The organism is Alphaproteobacteria bacterium, assembly GCA_016699305.1.
Classification (GTDB): Bacteria; Pseudomonadota; Alphaproteobacteria.
This window is the reverse complement of the sequence record CP064970.1, coordinates 804,815-822,714: the sequence shown is the minus strand read 5'-3', so window position 1 is coordinate 822,714 and position 17,900 is coordinate 804,815. Positions and strand designations below refer to the sequence as shown.

Below are 17,900 nucleotides of genomic sequence, written 5' to 3'. Positions count from 1 at the left end.
CTTTTAGATGGAAGTGTCCGGGACCATTACTCGGCAGTGGCCGTAGCCCCCTGATATGTCCAAGGCCCGCTGTTCATCCCCGATGTGATGGCATCATCCTCATTCTCGCTCCAGCGATTGATGGGGCCGTTGACACCCATCAAAGTGCCGGGACAAAATTCCATCACCAACAGTGTTTCCTCGTCTTGGCATTCATACCCCGGCAGAGAAAAAGCCGCACCCAGGGAACGAGAGAAGCCAAATCGACGAAATCTTTCCGGATGCCCCAATGTCACGACGACTCGGTGTCCCAAGCGATAGGCCCGATCCAAAGACTCACGGATTAACCATGCCTCAAGCCCCTCATCAACATGAGTGGGTTTGACAAAAGTCCGTTCCATCAAAAGGGCGGGGACATATTCACCCATGAGGACGCGCCAATGCCGTATTCCAGCAACCACGGTGCCATCCGCCTCAACGATGAGCGACAATGCATCCACACACGCATGGTCAGCCGTCAGTGCACTGATGGACGGAGAATTCCATCCCCCACCTTGATCTTGGGCGTGCCGACCATAGCTACCCCAATCATCCGGTCTCATCGTTCTGATTTGAAGCATGATGCCCTCTGAACGAAACCGAATGGCCGTAAGCCATTCTTGATCTGGAACCCTAGCACATATTAAGCCTCTTAATCAAGAGATAGAATAGTTCTAAATTAATCCATCATCAGGATTTGCATAGATTCTCGATCAATCCAATCCTATGATTATTTCGTGTTTAAATCATTGCCGTTATGCGCATTTCAACTTCCTGGCATAAATAGTGGTAAAGGCACAAATGCACCTGCTGGATTTCCGGCGTGGCGCGCGAAGGCACGGCTATGAGAATATCTGACATCGCAGCCATCTTCCCCCCACCATGCCCGGTCAGGCCGATGACCTGCATGCCCATATCTCGCGCCTTTTGGCATGCGGCCAGGACATTGGGCGAATTGCCCGAGGTGCTGATGGCCAGCAATACGCCCCCTTTCTCTCCCAAAGCCTCGACCTGGCGGGCAAAGACCTGCTCATAGCCGTAATCATTGGCCAGCGCCGTCATGACCGCCGGATCGCCCACCAAGCTGACACAGCGCAGGGCTCGCCGTTCCTTCAAGAAACGCCCCACCATCTCCCCCGCGATATGGCAAGCGTCGCTGGCCGATCCCCCATTGCCGCAGACCAACAGCGGCTTGTTGGCATGCAACGCCTGAGAGATCACAACGATGGCCTGCTCGGTGGCGACAACCGCCTCGCTGTTGATCGTGGATTCAATCACGGCGGCGGCCTGGCGCAAATAGGCCGCCAAAGATGATGAACCGGTCATGAGTCTTTAGTCTTCTTTGCGCGTTTGGATGTTTTGGGGGAAGTTACGGAAGATTTATTTGAGGCCACGGCGTGCGAGCCAAAACTGGCCAGGCTACGCAAATGCGCCTCCAACTCGGTGACGCGTGAGATCAGTTGCGCGCGGCTTAAGGTATCTAAAACGGATTTGGCTTCGACCTTGCTGGCCTCGTCTGCTCCGGCGGCAAAGGGGTTGAACAAACGCATGGTGCGCTCAACCATTTCCAGATTCTGGCGGCTGACCTCGCGCCCCATCTCCTGCAAGGGACGGCTGAAGGGCAGCAGGCCGCCCACCGTGTCTTGAACATAATCGCGGATCTTTTCCTGGTTTCCGGAGAAGACCTGCAGACTGTGTTCCAGATAGCGCGGCACCAGCCAACCCAGATTGTCGCCATAAAGGGAAATTAACTGCCTTAGGAAGCCTTCAGGCAACAGGCTATGGCCGCTGTTTTCATGCTCCACGATGATCTGTGTTAGGACCGAACGGGTGATGTCGTCGCCTGATTTGGCGTCACACACAACGAAATCCACACCGTCCCGCACCATCTGTCCCAGATATTCCAAGGTCACATAGGAGCTGCTGGCGGTATTGTACAGACGCCGGTTCGGATACTTTTTGATCAGAACGGGCGGAGACGATGGAGCTGGGGCCGTAGTCATGGGCAAGGTCGCCTCTTGGAAAAAGAATGCATCTCCGATCTGCCGTCTTGACCCGGAAGGCCGCCCCAGCCTAACACTGGATAGCGATCTGCACGGGACCCGTGCGGACGAGTTGGAGAAGCCGGGACACTGGAGGACAGTGTATGACAAGCGGGGCGGACGAGTCCACCGACGCCATGGCAGAGACACAGGCCCTGGTGCGACGAACCCTAGAAATGTGGCAACAACAATGGGTAGCCACCTTGCGCGACCCCGAGGCGATGCGCGATCTGGATTCTTTGGCCCAGCCTTCGGGAAGTTTTATCGCCGGAGCCATGGCGGCCATGAACGCCTTCATGCGCCGCGCGGGCACGCAGGAATCGCCGGTTGGGAGCATGTTCGATGACATTCTCAAGACAGGGGCCAAGGCCGCTGGTTTTGCATCTGCTGATGGCGGGAATACCTCTGCTGACCTGGCCCTTCGCATGGCGGCACTTGAAGCGCGAGTGGGAGAGCTTGAATCCCGAATCGTCCTGCTCACAGCCAAACCCGCACGCTCCGCCTCCGCCGGACGCGCCCGAACCAAGGCCACAACCGACAAGCCGCGCGGGCGCAAGCCGCCGGACACCCCACCCCTTAGACCCACGCCTCGAAGACGCCCTCGCCGCTGAAGCGCGAAAAAATTACAAAGAATTTCTGGACGGCATTGACGCTTGGCGTTCTCACCCCGCGCGGCGCAATCTGCCGGATACACCTGTTTTATGGCAGGAAGGCTCCGTTCGGTTGTTGGATTATGCCCCCACCGCGCCGCGCGGCGTGCCGGTGGTCTTTGTCATCCCCTCTTTGATTAATCGGTCGTATATTCTGGATTTGGACACCGACCATAGTTGGCTGCGCGCTTTGGCGGCCAAGGGTTTGCGCCCGATGCTTCTGGACTGGGGGAGAGCGGGCGCAAGTGAAAGAGCCTTGGATATGTCCGGCTATTTGATCACCCGTATCGCCCCGGCCCTTGAAACCGCCTTACGGATCGGCGGCCAACCGGTGGCGACGGTGGGGTATTGCATGGGCGGATTGTTGGCCCTGGCTGCCGCCGCGCGCTGGCCCGCCAGCATTCGCGCCGTGGCCCTGCTGGCAACACCATGGGATTTCCATGCCGGGCGAAATCCCAAAGAGGCGCAAGCCCATGTGTCGGCCATCGAGACTTGGCTGGCCCCGTGGCTGAAGGAAGGCGCTGCCCTGCCCGTGGACGTGCTGCAGGCCCTGTTTGCCTTGATGCAGCCTGTGGGCATGGTGGAAAAATTCCGCCGCTTCGCCGGCATGAACCCGCATAGCGAAGCGGCACGGCGTTTTGTCTTGGTCGAAGACTGGCTCAATGACGGCGTTCCCTTGCCCGGACTGGTGGCGCGCGACGGACTGCATGATTGGTATCGAGATAACCTGCCCGCGCAAGGATTGTGGCAAATCGCCGGACAGACATGCCGCGCCCAAGATATACGTCAACCCGCCTTGGTCATTGTGCCTGGACAAGATCGTATCGTGCCGCCGGATTCGGCGCGGGCTTTGGCCAGGGACTTACCCCATGCCACGTTAAACGAAACGGCTCTTGGCCATATCGGCATGATCGCCAGTCGGCGCGCGCCTCGATTGGTTTGGGATCCTTTGGCACAGTGGCTTCTAAGCGAATCTCGCGCGCCTGGCCGCAAGGGCGACAAGAAGCTCTTCACGGATTTTAATGGGTGATTTTGGGATGATTCCATAGCTCCTGCAGGTTCAGAATCAGAATTCCCAGCGTTATATGGAATCCATCGCCGTAGGTAGCTCACGATTCGCCTGCCTACCAATAAAGGCTCGCAGCGCGGAGCGTCATAGGCTACGGATTCGTCAACTCAACCCTGAGCGAGAACCGCGAAAAGCTTGGGACTACCCCGCCAGGAAAGGCGGCAGTGCATGGAAGTTTGCCGCTTTTTCCAGCACGTCGCCCACGCGCAAGACGGTTTCTTCGTCAAAGGGGCGTCCGATCAGCTGCAGGCCCAGCGGCAGGCCTTGGGCGCTTAGTCCGGCGGGGACCGACAAACCGCATGTCGCGGCCAGGTTGACGGGAACGGTGAACACGTCTTCCAGATACATGGCGATGGGATCGTCTTGCTTTTCGCCGATGGCAAAGGCCGGGCCGGGGGCCGTCGGGGTCAAGATCACGTCGCACTGCGTGTAGGCATGCTCGAAATCCTGCGCGATGCGGGTGCGGACCTTTTGGGCGCGCAGATAATAGGCGTCGTAATACCCGGCCGAAAGCACATAAGTGCCGATCAGGATGCGGCGACGCACTTCTTTGCCAAAGGCCGCGCCGCGCGAATTTTCGTACATCTGGTCGATGCCCTCGCCTTCGACGCGCGTACCATAGCGCACGCCATCATAGCGGGCCAGATTCGACGACGCCTCGGCCGGCGCGATGATGTAATAGGCGGCCAGGGCGTATTTGGTGTGCGGCAGGCTGATTTCCACGATTTCCGCTCCCGCCTCGCGCAGCCAAGCCGCGCCGCGCGACCATAGGGCGTCGATCTCGGCCGGAATGCCGGGGATGCGGTATTCGCGGGGAATGCCTACCTTCAGGCCGCGAATATCGCCGGTCAGCGCGGCCACATAATCGGGCACCGGACGGTTGACGCTGGTCGAATCCTTCTCGTCGAAACCGGACATCGAACGCAGCATATGCGCGCAATCGCGCACCGTGCGCGCCAAAGGCCCCGCCTGGTCTAAAGACGAGGCGAAGGCCACGATGCCCCAGCGCGAACACCTTCCATAGGAAGGCCGAATGCCGGTGATGCCGCACACGGAAGCGGGCTGGCGAATCGAACCGCCGGTATCCGTGGCCGTGGCCGCCATGGCGCAACGCGCCGCGACCGCCGCCGCCGAACCGCCCGACGAACCGCCTGGCACCAACTGTTTGTCCCATGCCCCGGGCTTGCCCGGACTCCAAGGATTGATGACCGGCCCAAAACAACTGGTTGCGTTGCTGGAGCCCATGGCGAATTCGTCCAACCCCACTTTGCCCAGCATGACCGCGCCGTCGCGCCACAGATTCGCCGTGACGGTGGATTCGTATGTGGGCTTAAAGCCGCGCAGGGCGTTACTGCAGGCGGTGGTCTCGATTCCCTTGGTGCAATACAGGTCCTTGACGGCGATGGGGATGCCGTCCAACGGTCCCGCTTGGCCTTTGGCGCGCCTTGCATCCGACTCCTTGGCGGCGGCCAGGGCGATCTCGGGCGTTTCCTTGGTGAAGGCGTTCAGCACCCGCGCGTCTTCCACGGCCTTGATATGGTCTTGGACCAGATCTACCGCGCAGAATTCCTTTTTGTTCAGGCCGTCCAGGGCCTCGGACAGGCTCAATCGGGTTAGGGCGCTCATTATTCGACCACCTTCGATACGACAAAGAAATCGGCTGTCTTGTCCGGCGCGTTGGCCAGGATATCGGCAGGCTTGCCGCCATCGGTGACTTGATCGGGCCGCATGCGCAAGGCGTCGTTCTCGACGCCTGTCATCGGCTCGACGCCTTCGACATCGACTTCTTGCAATTGCTCGATCCAGGTCAGGATGCCGTCCAGCTCCTGCACCAAGCGGGGCAAGTCTTCTTCGGCGACCTTCAGTCGCGCCAGATGCGCCACGCGGCGCACGGTTTGTAGATCAATAGCCATGGCAAGCACGCAACCTTATGACAAACGCAGCTTTGTCTGCTTATCATTGGCCATGCCAATCTGCAACCTCGACCAATTGCGCGCCCTGGTGCCGCCCGGAAAGCGCCTGATGGGCGTGGATGTCGGCTCGACGACCTTGGGCCTGGCCGTTTCGGACGCCGCATGGCGCGTGGCGGCCAGCATCACCACCTTGCACCGGGGCAAGTTACGCCCGGACCTTGAAAAACTCTTCGCCCTGGCGCAAGAGCGCGACGTGGCGGGATATGTGCTGGGGCTGCCGATGGAGATGGACGGCAAGGAAGGCACCGCCTGCCAATCGGTGCGCAGTTTTGCCTTTCATATGATGCGCCAAGGGCAGGAAAGGGCAGGGGCCCCCGTGCCGGTCGCGCTGTTCGACGAACGTTTGTCCACCGCTGCCGTCACCCGCGCCATGCTGGCCGAAGATGTCAGCCGCCGCCGCCGCGCCGCCGCCGTCGATGCCGCCGCCGCCAGCTATATTCTGCAAGGCGCACTTGACAGGATGCAGTCTCTGGGGTCGATTCCAGCCGTTCTTTCCTCTGATTTAGGCATGACGTGATGCGCGGGGCCTTGCAGTTAAACGTGATTCCGATGGCTTTGGCTTTTTTTCTGCTGTTGCCTGTGGCCGCCGTGGTGCCGCGCGGCATGCCGGTATGGCTGTTGGTCAGCGCTTTGTTGGCCGGGCTGAGCATCTTGCTGCCTCGGCGTGTCTGGCCGCCCGCCCCGCCTTTGGCCCTGGCAGGCTTGGCCGCGCTGGCAGTCTGGGCCGCCGCCGCCGCTCTATGGAGCCCCTCGCCGCGTGCTTGGTCATCGGCCATCGCCGTCATTTACGCGATTCTAGGTGGGCTGGTTTTGATTCAGGCCGTTCGTGCTTTGGCTCCCGAAGAAAGGCAACAACTGTGTCGCGTCTTTCTGGCCGGTGCTGCGCTGGGCTTGGGATTGATGATCTTCGAGATTCTTACGGATCACAGCCTTCATCGCTTTGTCAGCCATGTTCCCTCGGACAGTCCCGTGGGCGGCAATGTGCCCAAACGCGCTGCGGCGTTGCTGGCCATGTTGGCTTGGCCCGTGGCGGCCTTGGTCATGCGCCGACTGCGTCCCCATATGGGGCGTGTGGGAGCCATGGCGGTGCTGGCCGGGACGATGATCCTGCCTTTTGCCATGATCTGGCCCTCGCGCGCGGCCTCGGCGGGAGTGGCGGCGGGCATGGTGGTTCTGTTGACTGCGTGGATCAGCCTGACCTGGACACGGCGCATCCTGTCTTTGCTGGTCGTGACCGGCTTTTTGGGGATGGTGCCGGCTGGTTTGGCTTTGCCCTCTCTTGCCCAGAAAACCGATGGCTGGCTGTTCGCCTCGGCCCAGCAGCGTTTGGATATTTGGCATGCCAGCGCGCAGCGCGTGATGATCAAGCCCGCGCAGGGATGGGGCACAGACGCCGCGCGCGCCTTTGACGATCCGGACACGGCGCGGCATTTGCAAGGCTTGCCCGCCGATCAACCCGTCACCACCTCTTTGCATCCCCATAACGGCTTTTTGCAAATTTGGATGGAATGGGGTGCGGTGGGTGTTGGTGTGATTCTTTTTCTTTGGGCGGCCCTGATGGGTGTGGTGCGGCGGCTTGATGACGAACTCCAGGCCCTGGCGTTGGGGATGCTGGCTTGTGCCTTGGTGGTCCTGAACACGGCCTATGGCTTGATGCAAGCCTGGTGGATCTGCGGCCATGTCGCATCCGTTCTCATTATGATTATGGTCGCCACAAGCATTTCTACCAAGGGTAAAACTGACAGGAAGATTGCAGATTCGGCATAAGCGGTCTAAAAAACAGAGTCCACGGGGTCGAATCGCTCGTCTCCGGCTTTTTGGGCCTGGTTTTCTGGGGGATATATGTCCGACTTTCAGCACAGCTTTAATCCGTCTTGTCTGCGGGAATACGATATTCGTGGCATTGTCGGGGACACGCTGACCGAGGCTGATGCGCGCGCCATAGGCCGCGTCTTTGGATCCATCGTCCGACGCAAAGGCGGCGTGCGGGTTTGTGTGGGCTATGACGGCCGTCTCACTTCGCCCGCTTTGTCTCAGGCATTGGCCGAGGGGCTGACGGCGGCAGGAATCATGGTCAGCAATGTCGGCCTGGGGCCGACCCCCATGCTGTATTTCGCCGTGCGCCATTTAGAGGCCGATGCCGGGATCATGATCACCGGTTCGCACAATCCGCCAGAGTATAATGGCTTCAAGATGATGTTGGGCCCGAACGACAATTATGCGCCGTTCTATGGTCCCGGCATTCAAGAATTGGGCGCGATGGCCGCGCGCGGCGATGTCGAGACGGGGCAAGGCACGTCCGAATCGATCAATATGGGCGATGCCTATTTGGCGCGACTGCTGGGATCTTGGCAGGGCACGCGGGCGCTGAAGGTGGCCTGGGATGCCGGCAATGGTGCCACGGGCGAAGTCATGCGCCGCCTGACAGGCTCGCTGCCAGGGCAGCATATCCTGCTGTATGAAACCATCGATGGACGTTTTCCCAACCACCACCCGGATCCCGTGGTGGAAAAGAACATTTTGGACCTACGCGCCAAGATCCTTGAGGAAGGCTGCGATTTGGGCGTGGCCTTTGACGGCGACGGGGATCGTCTGGGCGCGGTGGACCATACAGGACGCCTGATTTCCGGCGATCAGCTGATGGCGTTGTTCGCCGCCGAGATTCTGGCGCAAAAACCGGGCGCGACGATCATCTCCGAGGTCAAGGCCAGCCAAGTCCTGTATGACGAAATCGCACGTCTGGGCGGCAAGCCTTTGATGTGGAAGACAGGCCATGCGCCGATCAAGGCCAAGATGAAAGAGGTGAACGCGCCTCTGGCCGGCGAGATGAGCGGTCATCTGTTCTTCGCCGATAACGACGGCTTCGACGATGGCTTATACGCCGCCATGCGCTTGATCAATCTGGTCAGCCGTTCGGGTAAAAGCCTGGCCGAGCTGGTCGATGCCCTGCCCCAAGCCGTCAACACGCCCGAGATCCGCATGGATGTGCCCGAGGAGCGCAAATTCGCCATCGTCGCCGAGGTGCAAGAGCGTTTAAGCCGCGCGGGAGCCGATGTGATCTTGGTGGACGGCGCGCGCGTGAAAACGCCGGATGGTTGGTGGCTGCTGCGCGCCTCGAACACGCAAAACGCCCTAATCCTTCGCGCCGAAGGCCATGACGAAGCGGCCTTGGTTCGCCTGAAACAAGCCCTGACCGATCAATTGACAGCCAGCGGCGTGGAAGGGCGGCTTCTGTAAAAGTGGGTAGCATGGGGGGTGTGTTGCGGCTTCTTGCCGCAAGGCGGCGGATTGTCGAGCTTTGATCCATCGTTCGAGGGCACTTCTAAGAACCCCATCGCCCATTTCCAGATGTAAGCCTTATCATCAGCGTGTATTCAGCAAATCGTGGAAAACGGTGGCCTTGATAAAGTGCTCAATAAAGTGCTCATCCCATTTTTATTGAATTTACTATAAATGGATGATGCCTCTTCTAAGAAGGCACCATCCATGGCGAGCGCATCAATCCTACAAACGAACGGCCTGTCAACAGGCCGTATGTGCTTAGGCCTTTTGTGGCGCTTGCTGTTGCTGCGGGGTCATCACCATGACCATCTGACGGCCCTCGAATTTGGGCATCATCTCGATCTTGCCGACATCCGCCAGGGACTCGCGCACACGGGCCAGCACTTGGCCGCCCAATTCTTGATGCGACATTTCGCGGCCACGGAAACGCAAGGTCACCTTGACTTTGTCGCCATCTTGCAAGAAACGCCGCGCCTGATTGATCTTAATGCCAAAATCATTGTCGTCGATCATGGGTCGCAAGCGTATTTCCTTGATCTCCATCACCTTCTGCCGGCGACGGGCCTCGGACGCCTTTTTTTGCTCGGCAAAGCGGAACTTGCCATAATCCATGACCTTACACACAGGCGGCTCCGACGTGCCGGCGATCTCCACCAGATCCAAACCCGCCTGTTCGGCAACCAATTGGGCATCGCGCAACGCGACGATCCCCCGTGTCACACCGCTGGCGTCAATTAACCGCACCTGACGCGCCGTGATTTGACCATTGATGCGCGGGCCATCGTGGGCACCCGACGCAGGGCCATTAAATTTTTGGATGGTCGTTACTCCCTGCCATGAAGACGCAAACACACATCCCCCACGCCTTTTGGCGCAAGAGATTAGGCACAGTATAGCCTAGCTTTCGCAATGATCAAGATGGGAAACTAAGCGGTCAAGCGGGTCTGTTCGGGGATAGGTAAGCCTTGGGGCAAGGTGATGCCAAAGCTTAGAAAGGCGTCTTTCAAGCTATCAAAGGCCACCCATAACGGGCTGTAGGTATATGTGGCCTGTGTTGGCCCGCCCAGAGTTGCGTCACAAGACCCGACACAGGCAATTCGCTTTTGAAAAGCCATGGCCATCCCCGCCTCGACCAAGGCCCCACGTAGGACTTCACCGGGCTGACAGTACAGAATAAACCCATCTGAATCGTGAATTTCCCTGGCTTTTTGCGCCCATTCCTGCGCCAACCCCTGTTCCTAGTCAGGCTCTTTGGGGAGGCTGTCCAGATCAATGTGATCGATCCAATCGGCACAAATAGGCACCCCGGCCGCGCGCTAAGCTCGCCAAACCGGCGCATGATAAAAGCGAGAAGCCATAAAAATACGAGGGTTCATGTGGCTCATTCTTCTACCGCGCGCAACGCTTTCCAAGCCAATCCATGCTCGTGGCGCAAGGTGATGCCCGACATTTGGGCATCCGGCATCCAGACCAAGCGGTTCTCCTCGGAACCGGACCATTCCAGACGATGGTCGGGGCCGTGTTCGCGTAAGTTCTCAGGCAAATCGATCAGCACATAGGTCTGGTTCAACAAAAAGAACTTACCCCCCATCCGTGCGTGAAAGGGCGCGACTTGATGATGCCGCCGCCGCACATGGCGTTCGATGTCTGGCGGCAGGGTAAGGCCGGTTTCTTCCAGAAACTCACGGTGTAGATTCGCCCCAAAGCTCTCTTCAGGATTGGCACGTCCACCGGGAAACTCAGGCACATCGGGCAGCATGCCCATTACGCTAAGCAGCCAATGCCCTTGGCTGTGACATAGGACATGCACGGTATCAAATTTTTGGATCAGCGCCGGATCGGTCACCGTCGTAGCACGACCATAATCGTCATAGAATTCTGTAGGCTCTGTCATTTATTCCCCCGTTTTTTCTGCTACGCGCAGCTTAGCAAAAGCTACCATATGACAATACAAAATCCCAATATCCGCTCCCCCATCTGCAGCGCCAAGATATGGGAGGAATACATCGAATCCGGCGCTGCCGTACAGGCCGCATGACATTCCATGTGTGTTCATCGACAAACCCAATATCGCGTAACTGCATAGGGATCATTTTACGAAGATCAAACTGCGTGCCCTGCAATCAGTCCGACAAAATAGCGGAAAGCTCGGGGCAAGAACGGGCCTTGGTCTCAATCTCGTGCCACATGCCTGATGGAGACAAGTCATATCCCGCCGATATGTTCAAGCTTCCGCGTGATTGTGCGGTGCGGATTGCAATAAAAGAAAAGTCTTTCGTCCGAAATGGAGGATGCGGTTTTCCTCTAAGCCGCTCGCAGAGGCAATGGCGCGCGGGCTTGGTTTTGCAGCAGGGCGTCATAAACGGTCAGCAGACTGGCGCACATGCGTTCACGGCTATAGGTATGGCTGACGAAGGCGCGGGTGCGCTCGGCCAGAGCTAGGCGCTCGGATGCGGATAATGCCAATGTTTCTTGCAAGGCGGCGGCCAGGGCGGCGGAATTATTGGGCGGCACCAGCCAGGCGGTCTCGCCCGCGCGGACCAATTCGGCCGAAGCGCCGTGATGCGACAGCACCACGGGACGTCCCATCGCCTGGGCCTCGATGATCGCGGGGTTGAAGCCTTCCGGCTCGATCGCGGGGGACACCACCACGCTGGCCAACCATAAGGCCGCCGCGCGGTAGGGTGTTTCTGGCGGCATCAGCACGCGGCCTTCTAGGCCAAAACGGGCGATCAGGAAACGGATTTCGTCGCGATAGGCGTCGTCGTCGCCTTGGTCCGCGCCGGGGAACACGGCCACCATATCGCGCCGCTTCAGCCGCGCCATGGCGCGCAACAGCACGGCATGGCCCCGGCTGCGATCGAGCGAGCCGGGCAGCAGGATCACCGCGCATTCTTCGGGCAACATCCAGGATTCGGCCAATTGCGCCGGGCGGGTATGGCCGACGCGCTCGGGATCGTAGGAATCCATCGACACGCCATGCGGCACCACCATCACCCGCGTCGCGTCCAGGCCATATTCGTTGATCAGGCTGTCGCGCAGCCAATGCGAGGGCGTCGTGATCACATCCCCTTCGGTCATGACCATGCAATAGGCGCGCTCGAACGCGCTGTGAATGGGATGCAACGCCCGCACGGTGGTCACCAGTCGCGTACGCGTACGCCGCGCCGCCTTCATCGCGCTCCAAGCGGGCGAGCGGTTGAACGCATGCACGATATCGACGCGGCTGGCGCGGATGATGTCCACCAAACGTCCGGTGTTCAGCGACACCGTCACGGGATGTTCGCTGTCCAAAGGCACCGTGGCGTGTATGGCTCCCACATGGCGCAATTCGTGGACCAGGCCGCCGCCGGGCGAGGCGACGATGGCCCGCCCGCCCGCCTTGCGAATGGCGGACACGACATCCAACAGGGCGCGCGTCAACGCGCCCTCGCGCAGGTTCTTCATCGCCAACAGCACCGTGGTCGGGCGCGGCGTTTTGGAGGATGTCAGACCCAAGGACATGGAAGCACTGTAACCTGAAACGTCATCATCTTGCCTTGTTTGCGTCAAAATGCGGCGTAAGAAAAGCCCCTTTTCCGTGAATTAGGGATTCCAGCTCGGCCAATACATGCGCGGGAGAGATACTGACCATGCTTTTATCCGCGTCGGTCGCGTATAAAGAGCGCACATGCTTACCATAAAGCATTGAGAAGGAAAGAGTCTTTCCAAACAGTACCAAGCTGGGGCGATCTAGGGCGGCGGCGATATTGGCAGGTCCCGTGTCGTTGCCGATGAACAGATCGGCGGATTCGATCAGGGCCGCCGAGTCGGGTAAGGCCCAATCATTAATGGCCACCAGATGCGGATGACTCGATTGCGCCTTGATCCGACCGGCCCGTTCCACCCCGTCGGGACCGCTGAGCAAAAAGATCGTGCCTTGACGCGGCATCAAGGCGTCGGCGAGGGCGGCGAAATGTTCGGGTGGCCATATTTTCCAGTCTTCGCTGGCGGCAATGCCGAAAATGATCCATGGCCGGGGCATATCGGCCAGCCTCTGGGCGATCTGTTCGCGCCGTGCGGGCTTGATCCGCAGACGCGGCACGGATTCGTCGATAGGTATGCCCAAACGTCGCACCAGATTTTGCGACTGCACGGGCAAGGCAAGCATTTCGTCGATCTCAGGGCCCTTGGGCATGGCCAAGCCCACGGTCAGCGCGGCATGAGGTCGCCCGGTCGAGAACAAACCAAAGCGCTGTGGAACCCCCGCCCATCGCCCTGCCAGAGCATACCAAGGGCTATCATGCATGACATACAGGCGTTGCAGCGACCGCATCATGCCAAAACGCGCCGTGCACCAAGCCAGCCGCGCGGGGGCCGAGCGTCCCCAAAAGCGGCGCGGCATGGGGATAAAGCGAAACGGGTCTTCCTCGAACAGGCTGGCGGCCCCTAGGGGCATCTTGGTCAAGATCGGCATGGGGCGCTGGGCGGTGGCCCCTTCGGCACGCGCCACGGCGCGCAAGGCCGGCAGGAACCACACCATATCGCCGATACCTGGCCGCGCCTGGACGGTCAGGGCCGGAAAGTCACGGTGTGATTGCCTGGGGTGCCGTTGCCTGGAAAGCCTGTTCATGTCAAGTTGAGCCGCATCAGAAGGTTATCCTCAATTTAGCAGGATTCGTGACCATGGCCGAGAATCGCCCGCAGGCAGAGTTGTACCCCGAGATCGATCCCTATCAAAGCGGCATGCTGGATGTGGGCGACGGGCATCAGATGTATTACGAGGTTTGCGGCAATCCGTCAGGAAAGCCGGTCGTCTTTTTGCATGGCGGCCCGGGCGGCGGATGCAAACCGGCCCATCGCCGCTTTTTTGATCCATCGACCTATCGGGTCGTGTTGTTCGATCAACGCGGGTGTGGGCGCAGTAAGCCTTTGGGGCTGCTGGACCATAACACCACCTGGCACTTGGTCGAGGATATTGAACGCCTAAGAACGCTGCTGGGCATTGAGAAATGGATGGTCTTTGGCGGGTCTTGGGGCAGTTTGTTGGGGCTGGCCTATGCTCAGCGTCACCCTGGGCGCGTGACGTCGATGATCCTGCGCGGCATCTTTTTGGGTCGCCGGCACGAGATCGACTGGTTCTACCAGGGCGGGGCGCGGCCTTTCTTTCCCGAATATTGGCCGGTTTTTCGTGATTTTATCCCCGAGGACGAGCGCGGCGACATGATGCGCGCCTATTACCGCCGCTTGACCAGTCAGGACGAGGAACTGCGCATGGCCGCCGCCGAAGTCTGCAATCAGTGGGAAAGTCTGTTGGTCGGCCTGCCGCACGCGCCCAATGTCGCGGCTGATGGCGCGGCTAGCCTCGCTTTGACGCCTGAACAGAAAGCTCAGGCCATGGCGGCGGCGGTTTTGGCCGCGCATTACACGGTCAATGGCTGTTTCTTGCAGCCGGACGATCTGTTGCTGCGTGAAGCCAACCGGCTTCAGGGTATCCCGCTGACCCTGGTGCAGGGCCGCTATGACATGATCACGCCGCCCATCAGCGCCTATGACCTGCACAATGCACTGCCAGAATCGAAACTGATCATGGTTCCCGGCGGCAGTCACCACAGCTCCGACCCCGCCATCCGCGCGGCATTGCTGGACGCCACCGATGCCGTGCGGGGGGATTGACCGCTCCGCAATGCGTCCTGGGTTTGCGATTGTCATTCTAAAGGCGATGGTGGGCGCAGTAGGGCTCGAACCTACGACCCGCTGATTAAGAGTCAGCTGCTCTACCAACTGAGCTATGCGCCCCACCGGCGGCTGTCATAGCAAAGCTGGTTTCGTTAGGCAACATCTATATAATGCGGCTTCTTTCGTCTGGCGCGGAACAACATTTCCGTAATAGTCTATTATAATCATATGGATATAAAGTATATTGTGCTTAAATTATATATATCGAAATCGATATCTTCAGGGGTTCTTCACAGGAAAAACCATAAATAAATTGTAAATTGGTGAAAATTGTGCTAAAAAAGCAAGGAAGAGGAAAAGATGTTCCGGTATGCGATCGGGGCTATGGGCCGTCTTCGCACGGATCACATCGGATGACGGCATGAGAGGTCGGACGGTGCGCCCGTTGGAGATAGTGGGTCGCTGGGGTGTTCGCAACGCAAGATATGAGGGTAACTCGATGGCAACAAAGCCGGTGAAGAAGACGCAACAAGTCAAGACCGTCAAGGTCAGGGCCGTTAGTGAGCCGAAGGCCGCCATCAAGAAAGCCGTAGTGGCGACCAAGCCGCCGGTTAAACGGGTCGCTGAGCGCGTTGTCGTTAAGCTTGAGGTTAAGCCCGTCGAGCTGAAAGTGAAAAAGGAACGCGAAGCCTTTAACAAAGGTGACAGCGTGGTGTATCCGGTACATGGCGTTGGCCGTGTCGAGGGCACGGTGATTATAGAAGGCATCAAATTCTATTCGATCGTCTTTGATGAGGACCGTATGCGTCTGAAGGTGCCCTTCAACAAGATCGAAGCGTGTGGTTTGCGTCGCCTTAGCTCGCGCGATCGCATCCGCGATGCTTTGGCAACGTTAAAAGGCCGTTCGCGCGTCCGCCGCGTGATGTGGAGCCGCCGCGCCCAGGAATACGAAACCAAGATCAATTCGGGCGACCCGGTGTCGATTGCCGAGGTCGTGCGCGATTTGCATCGTCAAAGCGACCAGCCCGAACAGTCTTACAGCGAACGCCAGATCTATCAGGCGGCGCTGGAACGCCTGGCGCGTGAGCTGGCGGCGGTCGAGAAGATCGATACAGGCCGTGCCGCCGAAAAGCTGGAAGCCGCGCTGGTGCGCGACAAGAAGGCCGCCTGAGTTTTTTTCGGTTAACCCAAGCTCCTGTTGGGCAAAAGAAGCGGGGCGGTCCTTATGGGGCCGCCCCGCTTCCATTTTTGCTCCTTAAGACGTTATCGACCCGAGAATAGACATGATATCCCGGGCTAGAATTCCCCCGGTTCTTTGCCATATCGAGGTTGCTCAAAGACGGGACACGCGGCGCGATTCAGTGACAGCGTGGATGGCGGACAAAACCAAGTTGAGAGAGTGGTTTTTATATGAATGCGGCATGGTTTGTTGTGCGCCTTTCTCTCCTCGTGAGTCACTCCCGCGAAGGCGGGAGTCCATCTCCTGACCTGGCCGATGGTGCGGGATTTCAGAAAAGAGTCTGCGATTCAGCCTCTTTCAGGCCATCCACGGCCCGTTAAAACGCAAAAGTCAAAAGACAGTTCGGCAGGGCAACGAGGAGGCCGGTAGCGACAGAGACACCGAACACAAAAGTACGGCCTGAATGAAATCGGTAAGGTCGGTTATTTCACGATGCAGGCAGTGCCGTTATCACTGCAAATCGGCACGGCTAAATACAACGAAGACAGAGTTGTAATGTTAGCAGCGCAAAGCCCATTAGTAGCTCTGTAAGATCTAAGATTTACATTATTTTTTTTGCCACCACTTCCAATGCATTTATTTGTTAAACATTGTGCACTTCCCGTGCAGCAATACCCAAGATATTGCTGTGTATCCCCATGCTGTGAGTAAGGGGAGCCAGTACAGTTATCACCAGTGAAAAGAATATTCGTTTGTATTGTGCCCCCTTCGCAGAAAAGGGTACTAGCAGAAAAAATTTCTCCATCACTCCTTGCAAAAACAAGTCCTCCGCACCCAGAAGCATAATTACCCATCATTTTCCCCAGTTCTGTCACGCCATCTGATTTGTAGACTTTCAGGGACGAACTACTCGCCAACTGAATCCAACCTGTTCCATTGCAGCCCTCAAATTGGCCGCCGGTATAGCGGATATATCCGGCCTTCGTAGAATCGCATGTGGCGGATGTCGTACCCAGCAGGACGGCGTTTGACACCCAGACCCCGCCGGTACAGGTGAGAAAGCCATCGCTGTTCGCGTTCGCGCCTTCTTGGGTACAAGCCGCGCCAGGGGTAGCCCATGCTGCGGCAAAGCTAGGCAGACCGAGACTGACACCGACCAGCAGCGTCGCAAGAGCAATCATGGCATTCCTCATCAGCAGCCTCATTCCCTACAGCCTTACCCTTCGTGATCATCGGCTTCCCAGCCTGTACCACCCTCAACCTCTATCCCCTCAGTATCCGCCGCGCCAGCCAAAAGTCAAAGATAGTTCGGCGGAGCAATGAGGAAGCCCTAAGGAGCAGCGGTCTTGGCACTAGAATCTCACATACCATTCCATAGCTTTCCGATTATTATTTAATGATCCTGTCATTTGCATGTTGCCACTATTGTTTGGCACAATATTCGTATTCATCCTCATACCATCTGTTCGCCTCAATGCTGAACCAGCGAAAACAGTTCCATCATTCGGGCCTGCACTGGTTACAAACAGATCACTAGCATCCGCACTGATAGTATCCATGCAAGCTAATACTCCATCCTTCCATGCAATAGAGGAACAAAGGTGAGAACCTCCTACTGAACCTGAAGTATTACTTTTTACGTCAGCTCCTGAATTCGCATAATCCACTAAATTACTAATATTTCCATATGCAGAGCCACCAGAGTTATTGTTGACATACACGAGATGCCAACGCCCATCCTTAATACATTCGTCCTTGCTGCCCCACCCTATTTTCTTCCAGTCATCACAAGTAAGAGAGTAACGGGTACGGCTACCCGCAGTCATAGACTTCCATTCCTGGACGTTTTCTGGCGCGACGTTACCCGTTACGAGGCAAGCAATGATGTTTTGCTTGTCATCGGCCATTTTAGTCGTGCCGATTTGCGCGGCGGTGCAGGGTTGCCCGGGCAGTTCTGCATGAGCGGAGAGAGGCCCTGCGAACAAAGCCAGCATGAAACCGATGATCGTCTTTTTCAGCATGGCGTCC

The 17,900-nt window shown here is 58.1% G+C and carries 18 protein-coding genes and 1 tRNA gene; 6 read left to right on the top strand and 13 right to left on the bottom strand.

Annotated features, from left to right (window positions below; translation table 11 throughout):
- Positions 1-26 precede the first annotated feature (26 nt).
- From IPI58_03820 to phaR, 3 genes are all read right to left on the bottom strand, one after another.
- Positions 27-599, bottom strand: coding sequence for an N-acetyltransferase (locus tag IPI58_03820; GenBank protein QQR69786.1), 573 nt, complete (start codon positions 597-599; stop codon positions 27-29).
- A gap of 160 nt (positions 600-759) precedes the next feature.
- Complete coding sequence (locus tag IPI58_03815; GenBank protein QQR69785.1) at positions 760-1,344, bottom strand: SIS domain-containing protein; 585 nt, start codon at positions 1,342-1,344, stop codon at positions 760-762.
- On the bottom strand, positions 1,341-2,021 hold the full coding sequence (gene phaR / locus IPI58_03810; GenBank protein QQR69784.1) for a polyhydroxyalkanoate synthesis repressor PhaR: 681 nt from the start codon (positions 2,019-2,021) through the stop codon (positions 1,341-1,343). The genes IPI58_03815 and phaR overlap by 4 nt, the downstream gene beginning before the upstream one ends.
- A gap of 429 nt (positions 2,022-2,450) precedes the next feature.
- On the opposite strand from phaR, the gene IPI58_03805 reads away from it, so the two are divergent.
- A complete protein-coding gene (locus IPI58_03805) occupies positions 2,451-3,740 on the top strand; it encodes an alpha/beta fold hydrolase (GenBank protein ID QQR69783.1) in 1,290 nt (429 codons plus the stop codon).
- A gap of 180 nt (positions 3,741-3,920) precedes the next feature.
- Here the strand turns inward: IPI58_03805 and gatA are convergent, their stop codons facing one another.
- Entirely contained in the window at positions 3,921-5,405 is a 1,485-nt protein-coding gene (gene gatA, locus IPI58_03800) for an Asp-tRNA(Asn)/Glu-tRNA(Gln) amidotransferase subunit GatA (GenBank protein QQR69782.1), read from the bottom strand.
- The gene (gene gatC, locus IPI58_03795) at positions 5,405-5,692 is read right to left on the bottom strand and encodes an Asp-tRNA(Asn)/Glu-tRNA(Gln) amidotransferase subunit GatC (GenBank protein QQR69781.1); all 288 of its coding nucleotides are present in this window, start codon (positions 5,690-5,692) and stop codon (positions 5,405-5,407) included. Before gatC ends, gatA begins: the two co-directional genes overlap by 1 nt.
- A gap of 52 nt (positions 5,693-5,744) precedes the next feature.
- Here gatC and ruvX point away from each other — a divergent pair, with 52 nt between their 5' ends.
- The 3 genes from ruvX (at position 5,745) to IPI58_03780 (ending at position 8,989) form a co-directional block, all read left to right on the top strand.
- Complete coding sequence (gene ruvX / locus IPI58_03790) at positions 5,745-6,269, top strand: Holliday junction resolvase RuvX (GenBank protein ID QQR70036.1); 525 nt, start codon at positions 5,745-5,747, stop codon at positions 6,267-6,269.
- On the top strand, positions 6,269-7,519 hold the full coding sequence (locus IPI58_03785; protein QQR69780.1) for an O-antigen ligase family protein: 1,251 nt from the start codon (positions 6,269-6,271) through the stop codon (positions 7,517-7,519). Before ruvX ends, IPI58_03785 begins: the two co-directional genes overlap by 1 nt.
- Positions 7,520-7,594: 75 nt before the next feature.
- Positions 7,595-8,989, top strand: a complete 1,395-nt coding sequence (locus tag IPI58_03780) for a phosphomannomutase/phosphoglucomutase (GenBank protein QQR69779.1) — start codon at positions 7,595-7,597, stop codon at positions 8,987-8,989.
- Positions 8,990-9,292: 303 nt separating this feature from the next.
- Here IPI58_03780 and IPI58_03775 read toward each other — a convergent pair whose 3' ends face one another.
- The 5 genes from IPI58_03775 to IPI58_03755 all read right to left on the bottom strand — a co-directional run bounded on the left by IPI58_03775 (position 9,293) and on the right by IPI58_03755 (position 13,646).
- Entirely contained in the window at positions 9,293-9,853 is a 561-nt protein-coding gene (locus tag IPI58_03775) for a translation initiation factor IF-3 (protein ID QQR70035.1), read from the bottom strand.
- A gap of 107 nt (positions 9,854-9,960) precedes the next feature.
- Positions 9,961-10,263, bottom strand: coding sequence for a hypothetical protein (locus IPI58_03770; GenBank protein ID QQR69778.1), 303 nt, complete (start codon positions 10,261-10,263; stop codon positions 9,961-9,963).
- A gap of 152 nt (positions 10,264-10,415) precedes the next feature.
- Positions 10,416-10,928 carry an NUDIX domain-containing protein gene (locus tag IPI58_03765; protein QQR69777.1) on the bottom strand — a complete coding sequence of 171 codons (513 nt, stop codon included), beginning with the start codon at positions 10,926-10,928 and terminating at the stop codon, positions 10,416-10,418.
- A gap of 410 nt (positions 10,929-11,338) precedes the next feature.
- Positions 11,339-12,538, bottom strand: a complete 1,200-nt coding sequence (locus tag IPI58_03760; protein QQR69776.1) for a glycosyltransferase — start codon at positions 12,536-12,538, stop codon at positions 11,339-11,341.
- 25 nt (positions 12,539-12,563) lie between these two features.
- Entirely contained in the window at positions 12,564-13,646 is a 1,083-nt protein-coding gene (locus tag IPI58_03755; protein QQR69775.1) for a glycosyltransferase family 9 protein, read from the bottom strand.
- A 53-nt stretch (positions 13,647-13,699) separates the two neighbouring features.
- On the opposite strand from IPI58_03755, the gene pip reads away from it, so the two are divergent.
- Positions 13,700-14,689 (top strand): prolyl aminopeptidase, encoded by a 990-nt coding sequence (pip, locus tag IPI58_03750; protein QQR69774.1) that lies wholly within the window; start codon positions 13,700-13,702, stop codon positions 14,687-14,689.
- Positions 14,690-14,736: 47 nt separating this feature from the next.
- Here pip and IPI58_03745 read toward each other — a convergent pair.
- Positions 14,737-14,812, bottom strand: a tRNA-Lys gene (locus tag IPI58_03745).
- Positions 14,813-15,191: 379 nt separating this feature from the next.
- On the opposite strand from IPI58_03745, the gene IPI58_03740 reads away from it, so the two are divergent.
- Entirely contained in the window at positions 15,192-15,863 is a 672-nt protein-coding gene (locus tag IPI58_03740) for a CarD family transcriptional regulator (GenBank protein ID QQR69773.1), read from the top strand.
- A gap of 491 nt (positions 15,864-16,354) precedes the next feature.
- Here the strand turns inward: IPI58_03740 and IPI58_03735 are convergent, their stop codons facing one another.
- A complete protein-coding gene (locus IPI58_03735) occupies positions 16,355-17,053 on the bottom strand; it encodes a hypothetical protein (GenBank protein QQR69772.1) in 699 nt (232 codons plus the stop codon).
- Between the two features lie 171 nt (positions 17,054-17,224).
- Positions 17,225-17,893 (bottom strand): hypothetical protein, encoded by a 669-nt coding sequence (locus IPI58_03730; GenBank protein QQR69771.1) that lies wholly within the window; start codon positions 17,891-17,893, stop codon positions 17,225-17,227.
- Positions 17,894-17,900: the final 7 nt, after the last annotated feature.

Bases quoted from the DNA above. Each gene is read 5' to 3' on its own strand.
- IPI58_03765 (QQR69777.1), bottom strand. From the start codon at position 10,928: ATGACAGAGCCTACAGAATTCTATGACGATTATGGTCGTGCTACGACG.
- IPI58_03760 (QQR69776.1), bottom strand. From the start codon at position 12,538: ATGTCCTTGGGTCTGACATCCTCCAAAACGCCGCGCCCGACCACGGTG.
- gatC (QQR69781.1), bottom strand. From the start codon at position 5,692: ATGGCTATTGATCTACAAACCGTGCGCCGCGTGGCGCATCTGGCGCGA.
- IPI58_03820 (QQR69786.1), bottom strand. From the start codon at position 599: ATGCTTCAAATCAGAACGATGAGACCGGATGATTGGGGTAGCTATGGT.
- gatA (QQR69782.1), bottom strand. From the start codon at position 5,405: ATGAGCGCCCTAACCCGATTGAGCCTGTCCGAGGCCCTGGACGGCCTG.
- IPI58_03735 (QQR69772.1), bottom strand. From the start codon at position 17,053: ATGATTGCTCTTGCGACGCTGCTGGTCGGTGTCAGTCTCGGTCTGCCT.
- IPI58_03785 (QQR69780.1), top strand. From the start codon at position 6,269: ATGCGCGGGGCCTTGCAGTTAAACGTGATTCCGATGGCTTTGGCTTTT.
- pip (QQR69774.1), top strand. From the start codon at position 13,700: ATGGCCGAGAATCGCCCGCAGGCAGAGTTGTACCCCGAGATCGATCCC.
- ruvX (QQR70036.1), top strand. From the start codon at position 5,745: ATGCCAATCTGCAACCTCGACCAATTGCGCGCCCTGGTGCCGCCCGGA.
- IPI58_03815 (QQR69785.1), bottom strand. From the start codon at position 1,344: ATGACCGGTTCATCATCTTTGGCGGCCTATTTGCGCCAGGCCGCCGCC.
- IPI58_03730 (QQR69771.1), bottom strand. From the start codon at position 17,893: ATGCTGAAAAAGACGATCATCGGTTTCATGCTGGCTTTGTTCGCAGGG.
- IPI58_03755 (QQR69775.1), bottom strand. From the start codon at position 13,646: ATGAACAGGCTTTCCAGGCAACGGCACCCCAGGCAATCACACCGTGAC.
- IPI58_03740 (QQR69773.1), top strand. From the start codon at position 15,192: ATGGCAACAAAGCCGGTGAAGAAGACGCAACAAGTCAAGACCGTCAAG.
- phaR (QQR69784.1), bottom strand. From the start codon at position 2,021: ATGACTACGGCCCCAGCTCCATCGTCTCCGCCCGTTCTGATCAAAAAG.
- IPI58_03780 (QQR69779.1), top strand. From the start codon at position 7,595: ATGTCCGACTTTCAGCACAGCTTTAATCCGTCTTGTCTGCGGGAATAC.
- IPI58_03805 (QQR69783.1), top strand. From the start codon at position 2,451: ATGGCGGGAATACCTCTGCTGACCTGGCCCTTCGCATGGCGGCACTTG.